Origin of the sequence: Candidatus Galacturonatibacter soehngenii, assembly GCF_008830185.1 — a bacterium.
Lineage (GTDB): Bacteria > Bacillota > Clostridia > Lachnospirales > Lachnospiraceae > Lachnotalea > Lachnotalea soehngenii.
Genome location: NZ_WAGX01000004.1, coordinates 838816 through 854859 on the forward strand (window position 1 = coordinate 838816; position 16044 = coordinate 854859).

Consider the following 16044-nt stretch of genomic DNA (forward strand, 5'->3'; position numbering starts at 1 on the left):
ACAACACCAATTTGGACATGCGTTCATATACAAATTGGTGCAGTTAACACGACAGTTAACTGCACCGTTAAATTACTTTTTCATTTCAAAGTTCTGAATATCTCGATACCATTCATAGTAAGTAGATATGTCTTGTGTAATACTATCAAGATTTACCCTTTCTGCACTAAAAATTACGCAATTTTGTCTTTGGTATATTGGGATTTCTACTGCCCAATCTAAGATAATATCAAGGCATTGTTTGTAAATGGCTTTACGATAAGTCTGATCATCACTTGTTCTTGCCGTCATAATCAATTGATCTAACTCTTCATCATCAATGGAATAACGATTATCAATTCCAAATCCGTTTCCTGGAATATTATCGCTATGATAGATCTGATACATATCAGGATCATTATCCGCTTGCCAAGCCGCACACCAGATTTCCTGTGTTCCACTATCCAAAGTGGTCCATAGCTGGCTGGAATCAGAAAAATCATTAATTGTTAGAGTGATACCTATTTCTTCTAAAGCTGCTTTTGTATCTGTTAATACACCAAAAGATGGGTGATCTCCTGTTCCATCGGCTCCAATTAATACTTCATATTCCAATTTAGCACCATCTGGGGCCGCAGTTACTTTATTGTTGTCAACGGTATAGCCTGCTACTTGTAAGAAGGATAGTGCTGCTGTTTTTGCGGCAATGTACTTATCTTCTGCTGACATGGAGTCGGTATAAATGGTATTCCCTTCTACATCTTTTGCAAATGCTATCTGGTAATCAGAGTCAGATTTTTGTGGTGCTGCCCATGATGTATTCGAAATCGGATACTGAATTACACTTGCTGCATCTCCATAATAGGAATCAACAGAAACTTCACGATACACTGCAAAGATAGTGGAAAGTGCTTTTCTTAAGTTTTTTGAAGCATCAGATGCAGGATCTCCACCTACATTTACCGTGTTTGCATTGATACCGATATAGCCATATCCACGATTATCCACTGTACTTAAATAAATCTTATCCCCTTGTGTTTCGCCATTGCTATTTTCACTTTTAATTTGGTCAAAATTAGTCTTACTTCCGTTTGGATCTGTAATATCAACTGTTCCTTGCACTAAGCCTGCAATCTTATCTGCATCCGTTGATTCTTTAAACTGAAGATATTTAATCTTTGGTGCACCTAAGAAATAATTTTCATTTGCTTCATAATAAATTACTTTATTTTCGTATTTTATAAATTTATATGGACCTGCTCCAAGCGGAGTTGTTGTTTTTTCCTTAACACTTGAAATATCTCCTCTAGTAAAACCAAATTGATTTTCATTGTAATTATAAAGGGATTCATCTCCATAATAATGCATTGGCGCACACTCTAAGTCAAAAGCATAGATAACGGTTGCGTCAAATCCATTTGTTTGAATCTGTACTTCATAATCACTTATTTTTTTAATACCTTCAATATTTGGAACTTCTTCGCCTTCACCTGCGGCCTTTTTTTGTTCTACTATGTAACTTTCTGCTAACTTATTTACGTCTGCATCGTAGTTGGACTCATCACTTGCATATGCTTTTCCTAATGCTTTATAATCTGCACCATACATTTCAATTAAATCTTTTAGTACCTGCTGTTCATCGGCTGCTTTCGTTGAATCATATGATTCGTCTTTTGAATAGAAAAAGGCAAACAAATCTTTTGTTTCTGGATACTGCTGTGTATAAGTCTTATAAGACTCATCTCCATAGAGGGAAGCTGCCCATTCTAATTCACTTGTAAGCGTTGGCACAATAATGGTTTCTTTGATTTGTGTTGCTAAAGCTTCTGGCATTACTTTTATGGTTGCTTGAATCTCATCTGTTGTAATTGAGTCTGCTACAGTACTGTTTGCACGATAATTTTTCATACCAATAACTGGCTTTGAATTAAAGGTTAAAGGGCCGTCGTAAGATGGATCCGAGATAACGTAGAGGGTAAAAATAATATCATCCGCTGTTAGTTTTTCTCCATCACTAAAGGTCACATCATCACGAATTTGAATGTCATAAGTAGTGATGTTAGATGCCTCATCATAGGATGTTGTGATATTTGATAGACCATTATATGTATAATCTGTACCATTAAAGTTTTTGGTTTCCCCATCTTTTGCTTTTTCTACTATCGCACCTGCTCGGTCAAATGTGCCAATCCTAGTCTGCGTTATGGTTTGTGCATGTTGGTCAAATACTGTACTTGCAAAAAAAGGACTGAATTTTTCACTAAATGGACTATATCCAACCACTAACGGTGTTTCATCCGAAGTGGATGTTGGTTCTTGTGTATTGTTCGCATCTTCACTTTGCGTTACTTCTTTTGTCGCATCTTTGGAACCACACGCCGTTAATAACGTTATCGTCATCGCAGTGGCAAGAAAAAGCGAGAAAAATTTCTTCATAAATAATACCCTCCTTTATTTTTGTTTATAGTAAATTGCGTTAAGAACTAACCCTTCGCATACTATACAGTAAGTACAACATATATTTTTTAAAAAGAGGTGATTTGTATTAATCATCACCTCTTTAATTTTTACTTAATTCTCTTTAAAAAGCTTTGTAGAAAGTTTCATAACAATATCTTCTACGCCTCCATCCTCAAAAGGGCTTTTTAAGCCTACTTCTTTTATCATATTGGTAAAGAAGTCACTTGCAGAAAGTTTGCATAGTTTTAAATAGCTAGACCAAGCTTCTTCAAAGTTTTCATCCATCCAAACTTTGTATTGGAACGCACAAGTTTGAGCAATACAATAGTCAATATAATAGAGCGGATAATCATAGATGTGTAATTGCTTTTGCCAAAATCCTCCCTTTTCAAAATATGGACTACCAGTATAATCTATATGTGGTCGATATATTTTTTCTAAATCAATCCAGACTTGATGCCGCTTGGCACATGTCATTTCTGGATTTTCATATACAATATGCTGAAATTCATCCACCATACAACCATAAGGGATAAAAGCGGCCGCTTCTTCTAAATGCATTGATAAATAATCGTTTGTTCTTTCTCCAAAGAATTTCTCCATCCAAGGTTCTGTAAAAAATTCCATCGACATAGAATGTATCTCTGCTGTTTCCATTGTAATGTCCGCATGCTCTTTGATTGGATCTTTACCAGAAAGATATCCTTGAAATGCATGACCGCATTCATGTGTAATAACATCAATATCACCGCTTGTTCCATTAAAATTAGCAAAAATAAAAGGTGCTTTATATAATGGAAGATAAGTCATATATCCTCCTGCTTTTTTTGTTTTTCTCCCTAGTACATCAAATAATTGATTTTCTGTCATGAAATCAAAGAATTCTTTGGTCTCGGCTGATAGTTCACGATACATTGTCTGACCATTTTGCATAATTTCATCTGGAGTCCCAACTGGCTCCGGATTACCATTTAAGAAAAATACAGCTTCATCAATATAGGATAATTTATCAAGGCCTAAACGCTCTCTTCTTCTTTCATGCAATCTTTGCACAAAAGGTACAAAATATTCTTTAATCTGATTTCTAAAGTATTCTACCATCTCTTTGTCATAACAATTACGATTCATACGATAATAGCCTAGTTGCAGATAGTTATCATACCCCAACTCTCTTGCTTGTTTGGTACGATTTTGAACTAATTTATCATAGATATCATCTAGTTCTTTCGCATTCGATTCAAAGAAATCGCAATATTTATCATATGCTTTTTTTCTTACCAATCTATCTTTAGCCGTTAAATATTTTCGAAGTAAGGATAGATTAAGAGTCTCTCCCTCCCAATCTATTGCTGCACTTGCAATTAATTTATCGTAAGCTGTTGTTAACGTATTTTCTTCTTGCATTAGCTGTATGATTTTTTCATCAAATGCTTTTAGGCTGATTTCAATATTCTTAAATGCGACCTTACCTATCTTTTCTTCTAGATATTCTTTGTACGAAGATTCATATAATTGTTTCACGTAACTTACTTGCATATTGTGAATGAGAGGCGATATTTCATCATAATATGCTTGCTCTTTATCATAAAATTCATCTTTTGTATCAATATCATGTCTGATTTGAGCAATTGTCATCATTGTTTCAATCTCATTTATCAGATCATAATATTGTTTGTGAATCTCAAATTGCTCTTCGCCGCTTTTCGCATTTACAAAACTTTTCTTTATTTCTTCAAACCTAACTTTTACTTTGTCAAAGTCTATTCTTTGATATGGCATTTCACTAAATTTCATTTCTTTTCTAACCTCCAGTATGTTATAAGTATTATTATTACTTTATAAAGATGTTTTTATTGCTCAAATCTATTCTTTGTTTTTGTAATTTTATAATGTCTTCTATACACATACATTTGTATGTCCAATTATCAGATTTTATTACTTTTCATACTCAAACCAAACATTCATTTTTTATAATTATTAGTTTTTAAACTTTTTTTATTTTATTTTTGCAACGTTTCAATTATGCACTAATTTGTACAAAAATAAATTATAAATTTAACTAATTGAATTATTTTTACATTTTTCACAAAACGAACCTATATTTGGGGTATACTATTTACAATCAACAATGATTTGGAGGTTATTATGCAAACTTATCTAACCAGATCCATTAAGGAATTTTTCCTTATTAATATACTGCTACTTATGCCACTTATTGTATTTGGGCTTCTCTTTTTTGTTATGAAAAAGGGTTGTAATCGTAATCTTCGAAAAAGTATAGGGTATATTGGAACGGTGATATTTGGTATCGTCGGCGTTCCAATACATGAAATAAGCCATCTTATTATGTGTCTAATCTTTAGACATAAGGTAACACAAGTCAGTCTCTTTCGCCCCGTCAAAGGTCGTTATGATAATATTTTAGGATTTGTGAAGCATAAATATAATGCCAATAGTCTCTATCAAACTACTGGTTGTTTTTTTATTGGAATTGCACCGATGATAGTAGGGTCAAGTATTATTGTATGGATTATCAATTTTTTATTTCCTCCTCTTTTAGCCAATTTGGATTCATTTATTGGGATTGATTCCTTACGAATCAGCACGTTGAGCACTGCCTTTTTTCATAATGCTAGTTTAATTTTTTCCATCATGTTTTCTTCTGAGAATTTTTCGAATCTTTCTTATTGGATTGCAATTTATGTTATCATTTCTATTGCGCTTCATATGACAATAAGCAAAGCCGACTTCGATAATGCATTAAGCGGCTTTGCTCTTTTAGAAATCATTATATTTGCTTTTTCTTTAATAGGAAGTATATGGGAATCAAATAGCTTACCAATTTTTCATTATGTGGAACAAATTTCTTCCATTCTTTTTAGTGTGTTATTTATCGCTTTCCTTATGTTTGGTATTGTCTATCTCGTCAGTTATTTAATCTATCGGATTTTTCAATAGCATTCGTTATATTTTGCTGCTTGCAATATACCGATACAAAGACATAATAAGTATAAGAATGAGTATTACGGTAGCAATTTGAATCAATTGATAGGAAATACTTGGTAAGAGTAATACTGCTCCAAGTGGAATCAATGCAAAAATAGGTCCTAAAAGCATCCCAAGCATAGATGCAATTCCTTGTTTAATCACTGCGGTTTCTGATGTCCACTCATAATTAGGCAGTTTTATATTGATAAACATTCCCCAAACAGCTATAAAAAAAGAATAGGTGATAGGTATTACATAAAAAAATGTTCTTGTGATAATGTCTGTTTCAAACTTAACATTCATCAATGTTCCAAATATAATTGAAACAGGCAAGGTTATGGTTAAATTAACTAACATCTTACTATCTAGTATTGTCTTAGTTGAAATTGGAAGTGATTTTAAAATCCATAAATTCTTTCCTTCAAGCGATAAGGCTACACTTGTTGTACAACTCATACAAAGTACCATAGAAAAAGCAAATGCTATAACTTTACTTAAAAGCGGTTCTAAATTCGTCATTTCCAATGCCTTTTCTAAAGTGGCAGGTTGTAAAACAAATACTGATATCGCCATTATTAACGCCATAACCGCTCCAATTCCAATATTAAGAACGTATGCATAAGATGAAAAAAATCGTTTCAACTCTTTTTTATACAAAGCCATTCGTATTCCTGATATTTTCATTTTTTTTATTTTATAATTGGATTTGGCCTGAAAAGATAAGATAGCAGTATTAATCTTTTTATATTGTAAGGATAGTATTTTAATAAAAAGCAAATAGATTGCTATGGAAAAAGCAAGGAATCCTACAAATGAAAACCAGCTTTTATTTACTACCGCTTTCTCAAATAAGCGACTTAATGGGTAAATCGTATGAAGTTCTTTGGAAAGCATTTCAAAAAGCTTACTTAATTGCGTTGTTTGCATTACGCTTTCATCCATTCCTCCCAATCCAATCGAAGAAAGTAGAATTCCTACTACAAGAATAAAGGAAAGTAGAATGGATAAGGCGTTTGTATATTTAAAATGTGAAGAAATAAACGCAATGATTCCACCAATTATGGTTGCTAAAGTCGTTGGAAAAAGAGTTGAAAAAAACATTCCAACAATCCAAATAAATGCAAAAGAGGTTGCTGGTTTTTCAAATATAACATACACAAACCCGAGCGGCGCCATAACCAGAAATGCAAAGTAAGTATTCATCAAATACATATGTAAGAACCTACTTGCAATAATCTCACTTGTTTTGATGGGTAAAGACATTAGGCTTTCATAATCGGTTGTTCCAAATAATATACCATTGCTTTTAAATACAGTAAAAAATAGTGTAATAATACCTACTGTCGTTAAAGCGTAGCTTGGAATAACCTTGGCAATCCCAATCATTCCTAAACTATAACCAATTCCATAACTATAGATGATTAGCATGGTACTTAATAGAAGTATTACAACTCCCATTAAAACGATTCTAACCCTTTTTTTACTTCTATCTTTTAACTGGTTTATCTTAAATTGATTCATGAGTAAAAGCTTTAATAAAAGAATCGTATTATTCTTCATCACCAGATACCTCCATAAAAAGCTCTTCCAGCGTTTGCTCTTTTACTAGCTGTTTTGTATCTCCACTTACAACCAATTTACCGTGATTGATGATTGCGATTTTATTACATAACTTTTCAGCAACCTCTAATACATGTGTCGAAAAAAACACAGCACTCCCTTGTTCACAAACCTCTCTCATCATATTTTTAAGTTGTAAGGAGGCTTTGGGATCGAGTCCGACAAAAGGCTCATCAAGAACCAACAGCTTTGGCTTATGTACCATTGCTGATATAATTGCAAGTTTTTGCTTCATTCCATGAGAATATGATGAAATCAAGTCTCCCAAGGCACCAGTAATTTCAAAGTCATTCGCATACTTTTCAATTCTTTGTGTTCTTTCTCTCAAAGAAACTTGAAAAACATCACATATAAAGTTTAAATACTGTATGCCAGTCAAATGTTCATAAAGGTCTGGATTATCTGGTATATAGGCAAGTTGTCGTTTACATTCTAATGGATGCTTCTTTATGGACTTACCATCTACTATAATCTCACCTTCTTCAAAGTCGAGAATTCCCACCAAGGATTTAATGGTCGTACTTTTTCCAGCACCATTGTGTCCAATAAATCCAAATACATCTCCTGCCTCTACTGTAAGGCTTAGAGAATCCACAGCCTTTTTATTTCCTTTATATACTTTTGTTAAATTCTTTATTTCCAGCATTTTATTATTCCTCCTACTCTTCACAAGGTGAAGATATCCATGTGATTCTTCTTACTTTTCTTGCTTCATTTTTCTTGTTATGGATTACTTTATTAAAGGCTTCTCCAATTTCTTTTGTAAACGCTGTAAATTCTTCATCTGATAACAATAAAGTGGACGTAGTCAAAAAAAGCATATCTTTTTGCGGATCATTTTCTTCATGTTCCAAATATCTAGAAAACTCGCTCATCAAGCTAATAAGACCTGCTTGGATTACCTGATTGATACTCGCATTTGTTGGATTATCCCCAATGGGACTTTCCATATTCATTTGATAAACTCTTTCAATCACTCCTCGTATTTTATTCTCTTTCACAATCATTATTACCTTTGCCTCTTCCAAGGCCTTGATATGTCGATAAAGGCTTGCAGGTGGAATATCGGTTAATTCCTCCTTAATTTGTGCTGTCGTACCCGTCCCATGAAGAATTAGATATTGAATAATTCGTAGTCTTACAGGGTTCATCATTGTTTTTATGATATCTTGTTTTTTCATTGGAATACCTCTACTATATTATCACTTTTGATATTATTATCAAATATGATATCATTAATAACCCTTTTTGTCAAGGAGGCTACTCGTACTAAATACTTGTAATTTCCTATCATATAAAAAGCTAGCATTTAGCAACAATTGTTTCTTTGCTAAATGCTAGCTTTTATCCTACATCATAAAACAATGATTCAAAGGCCCTCTTCCCTTTCCTAGATCAAGACCTGCCTTTAATGCATTCGTGATATAGTGCTTAGCTTCTTTTATACTTTGCTCTACACTTAATCCTTTTGCCAAACCACAGGCAATCGCGGATGATAGGGTACATCCTGTTCCATGTGTGTTTGGATTTTCAACTTTTTCTTCATAAAACCATTGGTATTCGCCGCTTTTATAGAGGAGGTCATTGGCATTTTCTTGTTTATGACCACCTTTTATTAAAATGGCTCCCTTGTAATTTTCTGCTATCATTTCTGCCGCACGAATCATATCCTTTTCTGTCTCTATCTTTTGACCACTTAATACCTCTGCCTCAGGAATGTTTGGTGTAATCAAATGAGACACTGGAATCAAGCGTTTGATTAGTTTGGCTGTTGCATCTTCATTTAACAGTCTGCTCCCACTTGTTGATACCATAACAGGGTCTAATACAATATTTTTTGCTTCATATTGGATTAATTTATCCGCAATCACCTCTATGATAGCATCATTTGATACCATCCCTATTTTAACAGCATCTGGAATGATGTCAGTAAAAATACAATCCAGTTGCTTGGCAACAAATTCAGGCGAAACCTCCATAATGCCATAAACTCCTGTTGTGTTTTGTGCAGTCAAAGCAGCAATGACACTCATGCCATATACCTTTCTTGCTGTCATCGTTTTTAAATCTGCCTGAATGCCTGCTCCTCCACTACAATCTGATCCTGCAATTGTTAATACTTTCTCCATTTGTCCTCCTTATAGCAACTCTTTCATACTATTAACATAGACATCGGCCTTTTCTCTTAATGTAATCTCATCTTCCTTTGATGCTTCATCATAGATGGCTATCACTGGAAACCCTGCTTTTTTAGCTGTTTCTACTGCATAGAGGGAATCTTCGAATACATAAGTAGCCTCCTTTGTCGTACCAAGCTGTTGTAACGCATATTCAAATATTATAGTGCTATCCTTTCCTACACCGATTTCGCCACAAGTATAAACGCCTTTTAAAAGCTTTAGAATACCGATTCTTTCTAAGCAAAGCTTCGCAAGTCTACTATCAGACGCCGTTGCAACGCACATGATAATCCCTCTTTTTGCTAGTTCTTGCACCAATTCTATTGCTCCCTCTTTGGGTTTTAATTCTTTTTCATATTTTTCTATTGCAAGTTCATTGATTCCATCCAAAATCTCTTTTACAGTTTCTTTCATGCTGTAGGTTTTAATTACATATTCCGTACCCTGTAAAAGGCTCATAGTCTTTAATAAAGAGCCTAAATTTGCTTCTGGCTGATAACCATTTTTCTTTAGATAGTCTGATGCTATATTTTCCCACATTGACATGGAATCAATCAATGTTCCGTCCATGTCAAATATAACACCCTCTACATGATTCAATTTATACATCTATTATATCCTTTGCCTTTTTTAGTAAATTCTTAGTTGCTTGTCTTATATCATCACTTCCAAAAATCGCTGAAACAACTGCAATTCCACTGATTTTTGTACCTTCTAGTTTCTCTACATTATCATTAAAAATGCCTCCAATTGCAACAACTGGAATCGAAACGGATTCGCATATCTGCTTTAACGTAGCATATGACACTGACTTTGCATCCTGCTTGGTTGAAGTAGCAAAAACAGCTCCTACTCCTAGGTAATCAGCTCCTTGGCTTTGAGCCAGTTTTGCTTGTTCTACTGTTTGAACAGATACACCTATTATTTTATCACTTCCAAGAACTTCTCTTGCTTTGACTATTTCCATATCACTTTGTCCTACATGAACACCATCTGCATCACATTTTTTTGCAATATCTACATCATCATTAATTACAAAAGGTACATGATAATAATCGGTCAATGCTTTGATTTTAATTGCTTCGTTTAGAAAACTCTCCTCGTCTAATTCCTTTTCTCGTAATTGTAAGAATGTAACACCAGCCTCTAGAGCTTCCTTTACTTGTTCTTCTAAAGGTTGGGATTTTCCAAAGCTTTGATCGGTTACCGCATATAATAATAATTGTTTTCTATCGAATTTCAACTTTCATTCCCTCCTTAAGACTTTCATCTGTCATAAGACTCACCTCATCAATCAAGCACATGCGAAGGGTTGATGTCCCTGCCTTTAACTCTAACATCTTTTTATATGCCAATTCTCCAGCATATCCAACACATGCGGTGGCACTTACCACGGCTTCTAAAAGATTCGTCTCGTTTGCTGCGCCATATGCTGCAATAAGAGCTGATAACATACATCCAGTTCCTGTTATCTTTGACATCATTGGATGGCCGTTTCTGATCAAATATACCTGATTTTCATTTGCAACAATATCGATAGCACCAGTAATTGCAATTATTGCCTTCGTTTGTTTACTAAGTTGCTTTGCAAGTTCAATGGCCTTTGATACGTTTTCTTCTGTAACCATATCACTTATATTTGCATCAACGCCTTTTGTACTTGCGCTGCCTTGGTACAATGTCTTTATCTCTGAAATATTACCTCGTATGACAGAAAAATCTATCTCATCTAAAAGTTGAAAGGCCGTCTTTGTTCTAAGCTTTGAAGCTCCTGCACCAACTGGATCAAGAACGGTTATTTTGCCGAGTTTATTTGCTTTCTTTCCTGCTAGTAACATAGATTCAATTGTTCTGGTATTAAGCGTTCCTATATTAATTGTTAGTCCGTTACATATAGATGTAATCTCCTCTACTTCTAACGAATCATCTGCCATAATCGGAGAGCCTCCACTTGCTAATAACAGATTAGCCACATCATTTACTGTGACATAATTGGTAATACAATGAATCAGTGGTGTTTTATTTCTCACATTTGTAATTATTTGTTTCATCCTTCATCCTCCGCGTTGTAATTTTTATGAGTACGAACCTTACCTGTGCTTTTACAATCCTTTCGAGGGTTTTATAATAGGGGAAGTTCCTATTATAAAAAAAGGCAAGTCACTTTGAAAAGATGACTTGCGTATATCACGTTATCTTTCCCTACGTTGGCATTATCCAAATCAGGTTCTAGGTCGAAGTTCACAACTTCCTCTCAGCCTGTTTACAAGCTCCCTTTTTTATTCATTGTATCATTGTTATGAAATCTGGTCAACCATTGTATCAAAATCATTTAATTGTCTAGATATTGTACAATCAAATCCTTTAAACTTCTCTTAGGTACATGATGAACCCCTTCTTCATCACGATAATACTTAATATCTTCATTCGTATTTAATGTTTCTAGTACTACCTCTTCCTTTGGATAACCCAATGCAATTACTAATGCAATCTCATACTCTTCGCCTAGATCAAGGACTTTCATAAGCTTTGGTTTATTAATCGCACCAATAAAACATCCTCCAAAACCCAGATCAGATGCTCCCAGAAACATACTTTGTGCACATATACCTTCATCTATAGACATTGCCTTAGAGATACTTTTATCACGGAGCATGATAATGTAAGCGCTTGGTCTTTCTCCTTCAATTGGACCATCCCAGTCCTTTAAATATCCTGCCCAAGCTAATGTATCAAAGATTTCTTTATTTTTTTCTCTCGATGCACTCAGCACATACTTAAGTGGCTGTCTGTTTGCTCCACTTGGTGATAGTCTAGCCAATTCTACCAATTGCTTTAATTGTTCCATCGTAATTTCTTTTTCTTCATAAAATCTTCGATAAGAACGGCTTTTTTTAACCAAATCCTGAAACATCCGATACCCCCTCCTTTATAAATCCTTTAAATAATCTATCTCTTTTTTTGATAACTTGGCCTTTTCAAGTAAATCTGGTCGTCTTTGTTTCGTTCTTAGAATGGATTGTTCCCTTCTCCATTTATCTACATTTCCATGGTGTCCAGAAAGCAAAACATCTGGAACCTTCTTCCCTCTCCATTCAACTGGTCTACTATATTGAGGATATTCAAGGAGATTATCTTGAAACGACTCAAATTCTGCCGATACCTCGTTGTTTAGAACTCCAGGTACCAGTCTTGCTATGGCATCAATCATGACCATGGCTGGCAATTCTCCACCAGTCAATACATAATCACCAATTGATATATGATCGGTCACAATTTCCTCTAGTACACGTTCATCAATACCCTCATAATGACCACATAAAAATACAAGATCTTCTTCCCTTGCTAAGTCCTGTGCAATTTCTTGATTGAATACCTTTCCTTGAGGTGTTAAAAATACAACCCTTGGCTTTTTTCCTATCTTATCTGTGACATGCTGATAGGCAAGGTATACAGGTTCTGCCTGCATCACCATACCTGCTCCACCGCCATAAGGATAATCGTCTACTTTTTTATGTTTGTTTGTCGAAAACGCTCTGATATCAATTGCTTCAAGTGAAATTAGTTTGTTTTCAATTGCTCTTCCTATGATGCTTGTACTTAGACCATCTATAATCATCTGTGGAAATAACGTTAAAACATGATAATTCATTCGTCTATTAATCCCTTCATGATGTGCACCTTCATAAGGTGATTTTCAATATCAACCTCTAATATGCATTGTTTGATTGCTGGTAACAGCACTTCTTTTCCGTCTATGGTTTCAACTACGTAAACATCATTGGCACCCGTTTGCATTACTTCTTTTAAGATTCCAAAGTCTTTCTCTTCGTCCGTAACAACCTTCATACCTATCATATCGGCTATAAAATATTCATTCTTTTTTAATTTTACTGCATTTTCTCTTGTAACAAGAAGACTCTTTCCTTTGTATTTTTCAACATCGTTTATATTGTCAATTCCCTTGAATTTTAAAATAACGTATTGTTTAAAGAACTTTACGCCCTCTATTTCAAGTTCTATATTTTCATTTCCAGTGTCTAATAAGACATGTTTTAACTTTTTAAAACGTTTTACATCGTCTGTTGTAGGAAATACCTTTACTTCCCCTTTAATACCATGCGTCTGAGTAATCACCCCAACTTGTAATAAGTTCTCCATCCTTTATACCTTTCATCTATATGCTATATATAAATAATAGCGCTTATATTTAGTCATGCCAGCTCGAATACACTTCGCTACTTCTCGCTGTGGCAGAACGCCATATACAAAAACATAAGTAGCCCTTTGCAAGCAAGCTTGCACAGCCTTCTTCCATTTTTGTGCATGGCTAAACTATATTCAAAAAGGCGACCATCGTCGCCCTTCCATTCTATTGCACTATATCCACTATAACTTTTTTATCATCTTTGGAGGCTGCTGCTTTCACAACAGAACGGATTGCTTTTGCGATACGACCTTGCTTTCCAATTACTTTTCCCATATCTTCTTGCGCTACACGTAACTCAACAACTATAGAATTGTCTTTTTCTGTTTCCGTTACAACAACATCTTCTGGACAATCAACAAGTGACTTTGCAATGACTTCTACCAATTCCTTCATTATGAAACCTCCTTATCAAACAGTGAAACATTAATGGTCTCACCTGTTTACACTAGTTGAAAGGGTAACTGTTCCGTTTCCTTCCCAGTTACACGCTTTACTAAAATAAAACTTACAACTTTCAACTGTATGAAATTAAACTACAATTATTTTGTAATTCCTGCTAATTTGAATAACTTTCCTACAACTTCTGTAGGCTGTGCACCGTTTGATAACCATTTCTTAGCTAGTTCTTCGTTAATATGGAATTCGCTAGGATTCTTAGTTGCATCATAAGTACCGATTTCTTCAACAAATCTTCCATCTCTTGGAGATCTTGAATCAGCTACAATTATTCTATAGAAAGGAGCTTTCTTTTGTCCCATTCTTCTTAATCTGATTTTAACTGCCATTTGTATTTCACCTCCTAAATATTTTCTAAAATATATGTTAAAAAGGAAGTTTAAACTTACCTTTTTTACCCATTAAACCACCCATGCCGCCTCCCATGAGTCCAGGCATTTGCTTCATCATTTTTTTCGCTTGTTCAAATTGTTTTACAAGCTTATTTACTTCGCTGATATCAACTCCAGCTCCATTTGCAATTCTTCTTTTTCTGGAAGGATTTAAGATATCTGGATTGGTTCTTTCAGACGGTGTCATTGATAAAATAATGGCTTCTGTTTTACTTAAAGCTTTTTCATCTATCATATCAAGATTGACCTGTCCACCCATACCTGGAAGCATCTTAAGTATTTCTCCAAATCCGCCCATTTTTTTCATCTGGTTCATGCTTTCTAGATAATCATCAAAACCAAATTGAGCCTTTTTGAATTTCTTTTCCATTTCTTTGGCTTTATCTTCATCAATATCAGACTGTGCCTTCTCTATCAATGTTAAGATATCGCCCATACCAAGTATTCGTGATGCCATTCTGTCTGGATAAAACTGTTCCAAATCAGATAACTTTTCTCCCATACCAACATACAGAATCGGGCGTCCAGTCACTGCACGAATGGAAAGTGCTGCACCACCTCTGGTATCACCATCTAGTTTTGTTAAAATAACACCATCAATTCCAATTTTTTCTTGGAACATACCTGCAACATTCACTGCATCCTGTCCCGTCATAGCATCAACGACTAAAATGGTCTGATGTACTTCAACATTTTCTTTTATCTCTACCAGCTCATTCATCATATCTTCATCTACATGAAGACGACCAGCTGTATCTAATATAACAACATTATGTCCATTCTTTGAAGCATGCTCGATAGCTGCCTTAGCAATGTTAACAGGCTTATGCCCATCTCCCATGGAAAATACTTCGACTTCTTGCTTTTCACCATTAATCTGTAATTGCTTAATAGCGGCTGGTCTATAAATATCACAGGCTACCAGCAATGGTTTTTTTCCTTTGCTTTTTAATTTACCTGCAATCTTAGCGGTTGTGGTGGTCTTACCTGCACCTTGAAGTCCAGCCATCAATATAACTGTAATCTCACTTCCTGGCTTTAAGGAAATCTCGGTAGTTTCAGACCCCATTAAATGAATCATTTCTTCATTTACAATCTTAATAACCATCTGTCCTGGTGTAAGACTTTGCAAAACATCCTGACCAACTGCTCTTTCCTGAACGGTTCTGATAAATTGCTTCACCACTTTAAAGCTAACATCAGCTTCTAGTAAAGCCATCTTTACTTCTTTTAAAGCAGCCTTTACATCTTCCTCGGTTAATCGACCTTTGCTTCTTAAATTTTTAAATACATTTTGTAATTTATCTGTTAAGCTTTCAAAAGCCATATACTAAAACTCCTCTAAAATCTGATTGGATAGTTTTTGAATTTCTTCTATCTTCTTTGTCTGTTTTGTTTTATCTAATTGATTCGCTAATTGGTTAATGCGATTGATTTTTTCCTTTGTCGATATGAATTTGTCAACTAAATGAAGCTTTTCTTCATAGCCTGCCAAGATATTGTTACATCGTTTAATTAAGTCATGCACACCTTGCCTGCTAATTCCTTCTTGTTCTGCAATTTCACTTAAAGATAAATCATTTAAAACAAATTCTTCGTAAATATGTTTTTGATGGTCATTTAATAATTCACCATAAAAATCATATAATAATGCCTGTTCCACTATTTTTTCCATTTCAATCACCTTAGGTATCATATACCAAAATAAATGTGGTGTCAAGTATTTTTTCTTTACAACAGGATATACTTATCCTAGTTT

The 16044-nt window shown here is 34.5% G+C and carries 17 protein-coding genes and 1 riboswitch; of the genes, 1 reads left to right on the plus strand and 16 read right to left on the minus strand.

Features of this window, described 5'->3' with window-relative positions; translation table 11 throughout:
- Positions 1–72: 72 nt before the first annotated feature.
- On the minus strand, positions 73–2415 hold the full coding sequence (locus F7O84_RS06510) for an ABC transporter substrate-binding protein (protein ID WP_151143204.1): 2343 nt from the start codon (positions 2413–2415) through the stop codon (positions 73–75).
- 135 nt (positions 2416–2550) lie between these two features.
- Positions 2551–4233, minus strand: a complete 1683-nt coding sequence (locus tag F7O84_RS06515; protein WP_151143206.1) for a M3 family oligoendopeptidase — start codon at positions 4231–4233, stop codon at positions 2551–2553.
- 351 nt (positions 4234–4584) lie between these two features.
- On the opposite strand from F7O84_RS06515, the gene F7O84_RS06520 reads away from it, so the two are divergent.
- The gene (locus tag F7O84_RS06520; RefSeq protein ID WP_151143208.1) at positions 4585–5397 is read left to right on the plus strand and encodes a hypothetical protein; all 813 of its coding nucleotides are present in this window, start codon (positions 4585–4587) and stop codon (positions 5395–5397) included.
- A gap of 6 nt (positions 5398–5403) precedes the next feature.
- On the opposite strand, the gene F7O84_RS06525 is transcribed toward F7O84_RS06520, so the two are convergent.
- The 14 genes from F7O84_RS06525 to ylxM all read right to left on the minus strand — a co-directional run bounded on the left by F7O84_RS06525 (position 5404) and on the right by ylxM (position 15981).
- Positions 5404–6987, minus strand: coding sequence for an ABC transporter permease (locus tag F7O84_RS06525; protein WP_151143210.1), 1584 nt, complete (start codon positions 6985–6987; stop codon positions 5404–5406).
- Positions 6977–7693 (minus strand): ABC transporter ATP-binding protein, encoded by a 717-nt coding sequence (locus tag F7O84_RS06530; RefSeq protein ID WP_151143212.1) that lies wholly within the window; start codon positions 7691–7693, stop codon positions 6977–6979. Before F7O84_RS06530 ends, F7O84_RS06525 begins: the two co-directional genes overlap by 11 nt.
- Before the next feature lie 13 nt (positions 7694–7706).
- A complete protein-coding gene (locus F7O84_RS06535) occupies positions 7707–8228 on the minus strand; it encodes a helix-turn-helix domain-containing protein (RefSeq protein ID WP_151143214.1) in 522 nt (173 codons plus the stop codon).
- A gap of 168 nt (positions 8229–8396) precedes the next feature.
- A complete protein-coding gene (gene thiD / locus F7O84_RS19170; RefSeq protein WP_243140822.1) occupies positions 8397–9176 on the minus strand; it encodes a bifunctional hydroxymethylpyrimidine kinase/phosphomethylpyrimidine kinase in 780 nt (259 codons plus the stop codon).
- Between the two features lie 9 nt (positions 9177–9185).
- The gene (locus tag F7O84_RS19175) at positions 9186–9836 is read right to left on the minus strand and encodes an HAD family hydrolase (RefSeq protein WP_243140823.1); all 651 of its coding nucleotides are present in this window, start codon (positions 9834–9836) and stop codon (positions 9186–9188) included.
- A complete protein-coding gene (thiE, locus tag F7O84_RS06545) occupies positions 9829–10470 on the minus strand; it encodes a thiamine phosphate synthase (protein WP_151143216.1) in 642 nt (213 codons plus the stop codon). The genes F7O84_RS19175 and thiE overlap by 8 nt, the downstream gene beginning before the upstream one ends.
- Positions 10457–11278, minus strand: coding sequence for a hydroxyethylthiazole kinase (thiM, locus tag F7O84_RS06550; protein ID WP_151143218.1), 822 nt, complete (start codon positions 11276–11278; stop codon positions 10457–10459). Before thiM ends, thiE begins: the two co-directional genes overlap by 14 nt.
- 130 nt (positions 11279–11408) lie before the next feature.
- Positions 11409–11514: riboswitch (TPP riboswitch) on the minus strand.
- Between the two features lie 45 nt (positions 11515–11559).
- A complete protein-coding gene (locus F7O84_RS06555) occupies positions 11560–12141 on the minus strand; it encodes a nitroreductase family protein (RefSeq protein WP_151143220.1) in 582 nt (193 codons plus the stop codon).
- A gap of 15 nt (positions 12142–12156) precedes the next feature.
- The gene (gene trmD / locus F7O84_RS06560; protein WP_151143222.1) at positions 12157–12879 is read right to left on the minus strand and encodes a tRNA (guanosine(37)-N1)-methyltransferase TrmD; all 723 of its coding nucleotides are present in this window, start codon (positions 12877–12879) and stop codon (positions 12157–12159) included.
- Positions 12876–13388: a ribosome maturation factor RimM gene (rimM, locus tag F7O84_RS06565; RefSeq protein ID WP_151143224.1), complete on the minus strand. Its 513-nt coding sequence runs from the start codon at positions 13386–13388 to the stop codon at positions 12876–12878. Before rimM ends, trmD begins: the two co-directional genes overlap by 4 nt.
- A 211-nt stretch (positions 13389–13599) precedes the next feature.
- A complete protein-coding gene (locus F7O84_RS06570; protein ID WP_151143226.1) occupies positions 13600–13830 on the minus strand; it encodes a KH domain-containing protein in 231 nt (76 codons plus the stop codon).
- Positions 13831–13976: 146 nt separating this feature from the next.
- Complete coding sequence (rpsP, locus tag F7O84_RS06575) at positions 13977–14222, minus strand: 30S ribosomal protein S16 (RefSeq protein ID WP_151143228.1); 246 nt, start codon at positions 14220–14222, stop codon at positions 13977–13979.
- 37 nt (positions 14223–14259) lie between these two features.
- Positions 14260–15612, minus strand: coding sequence for a signal recognition particle protein (ffh, locus tag F7O84_RS06580; protein ID WP_151143230.1), 1353 nt, complete (start codon positions 15610–15612; stop codon positions 14260–14262).
- A gap of 3 nt (positions 15613–15615) precedes the next feature.
- The gene (gene ylxM, locus F7O84_RS06585; protein ID WP_151143232.1) at positions 15616–15981 is read right to left on the minus strand and encodes a YlxM family DNA-binding protein; all 366 of its coding nucleotides are present in this window, start codon (positions 15979–15981) and stop codon (positions 15616–15618) included.
- Positions 15982–16044 lie beyond the last annotated feature (63 nt).

What these genes read in the sequence shown, in the direction of transcription:
- F7O84_RS06510 (WP_151143204.1), bottom strand. Translation starts at nt 2,415, where the DNA reads ATGAAGAAATTTTTCTCGCTTTTTCTTGCCACTGCGATGACGATAACG.
- F7O84_RS06515 (WP_151143206.1), bottom strand. Translation starts at nt 4,233, where the DNA reads ATGAAATTTAGTGAAATGCCATATCAAAGAATAGACTTTGACAAAGTA.
- F7O84_RS06520 (WP_151143208.1), top strand. Translation starts at nt 4,585, where the DNA reads ATGCAAACTTATCTAACCAGATCCATTAAGGAATTTTTCCTTATTAAT.
- F7O84_RS06525 (WP_151143210.1), bottom strand. Translation starts at nt 6,987, where the DNA reads ATGAAGAATAATACGATTCTTTTATTAAAGCTTTTACTCATGAATCAA.
- F7O84_RS06530 (WP_151143212.1), bottom strand. Translation starts at nt 7,693, where the DNA reads ATGCTGGAAATAAAGAATTTAACAAAAGTATATAAAGGAAATAAAAAG.
- F7O84_RS06535 (WP_151143214.1), bottom strand. Translation starts at nt 8,228, where the DNA reads ATGAAAAAACAAGATATCATAAAAACAATGATGAACCCTGTAAGACTA.
- thiD (WP_243140822.1), bottom strand. Translation starts at nt 9,176, where the DNA reads ATGGAGAAAGTATTAACAATTGCAGGATCAGATTGTAGTGGAGGAGCA.
- F7O84_RS19175 (WP_243140823.1), bottom strand. Translation starts at nt 9,836, where the DNA reads ATGTATAAATTGAATCATGTAGAGGGTGTTATATTTGACATGGACGGA.
- thiM (WP_151143218.1), bottom strand. Translation starts at nt 11,278, where the DNA reads ATGAAACAAATAATTACAAATGTGAGAAATAAAACACCACTGATTCAT.
- F7O84_RS06555 (WP_151143220.1), bottom strand. Translation starts at nt 12,141, where the DNA reads ATGTTTCAGGATTTGGTTAAAAAAAGCCGTTCTTATCGAAGATTTTAT.
- trmD (WP_151143222.1), bottom strand. Translation starts at nt 12,879, where the DNA reads ATGAATTATCATGTTTTAACGTTATTTCCACAGATGATTATAGATGGT.
- rimM (WP_151143224.1), bottom strand. Translation starts at nt 13,388, where the DNA reads ATGGAGAACTTATTACAAGTTGGGGTGATTACTCAGACGCATGGTATT.
- F7O84_RS06570 (WP_151143226.1), bottom strand. Translation starts at nt 13,830, where the DNA reads ATGAAGGAATTGGTAGAAGTCATTGCAAAGTCACTTGTTGATTGTCCA.
- rpsP (WP_151143228.1), bottom strand. Translation starts at nt 14,222, where the DNA reads ATGGCAGTTAAAATCAGATTAAGAAGAATGGGACAAAAGAAAGCTCCT.
- ffh (WP_151143230.1), bottom strand. Translation starts at nt 15,612, where the DNA reads ATGGCTTTTGAAAGCTTAACAGATAAATTACAAAATGTATTTAAAAAT.
- ylxM (WP_151143232.1), bottom strand. Translation starts at nt 15,981, where the DNA reads ATGATACCTAAGGTGATTGAAATGGAAAAAATAGTGGAACAGGCATTA.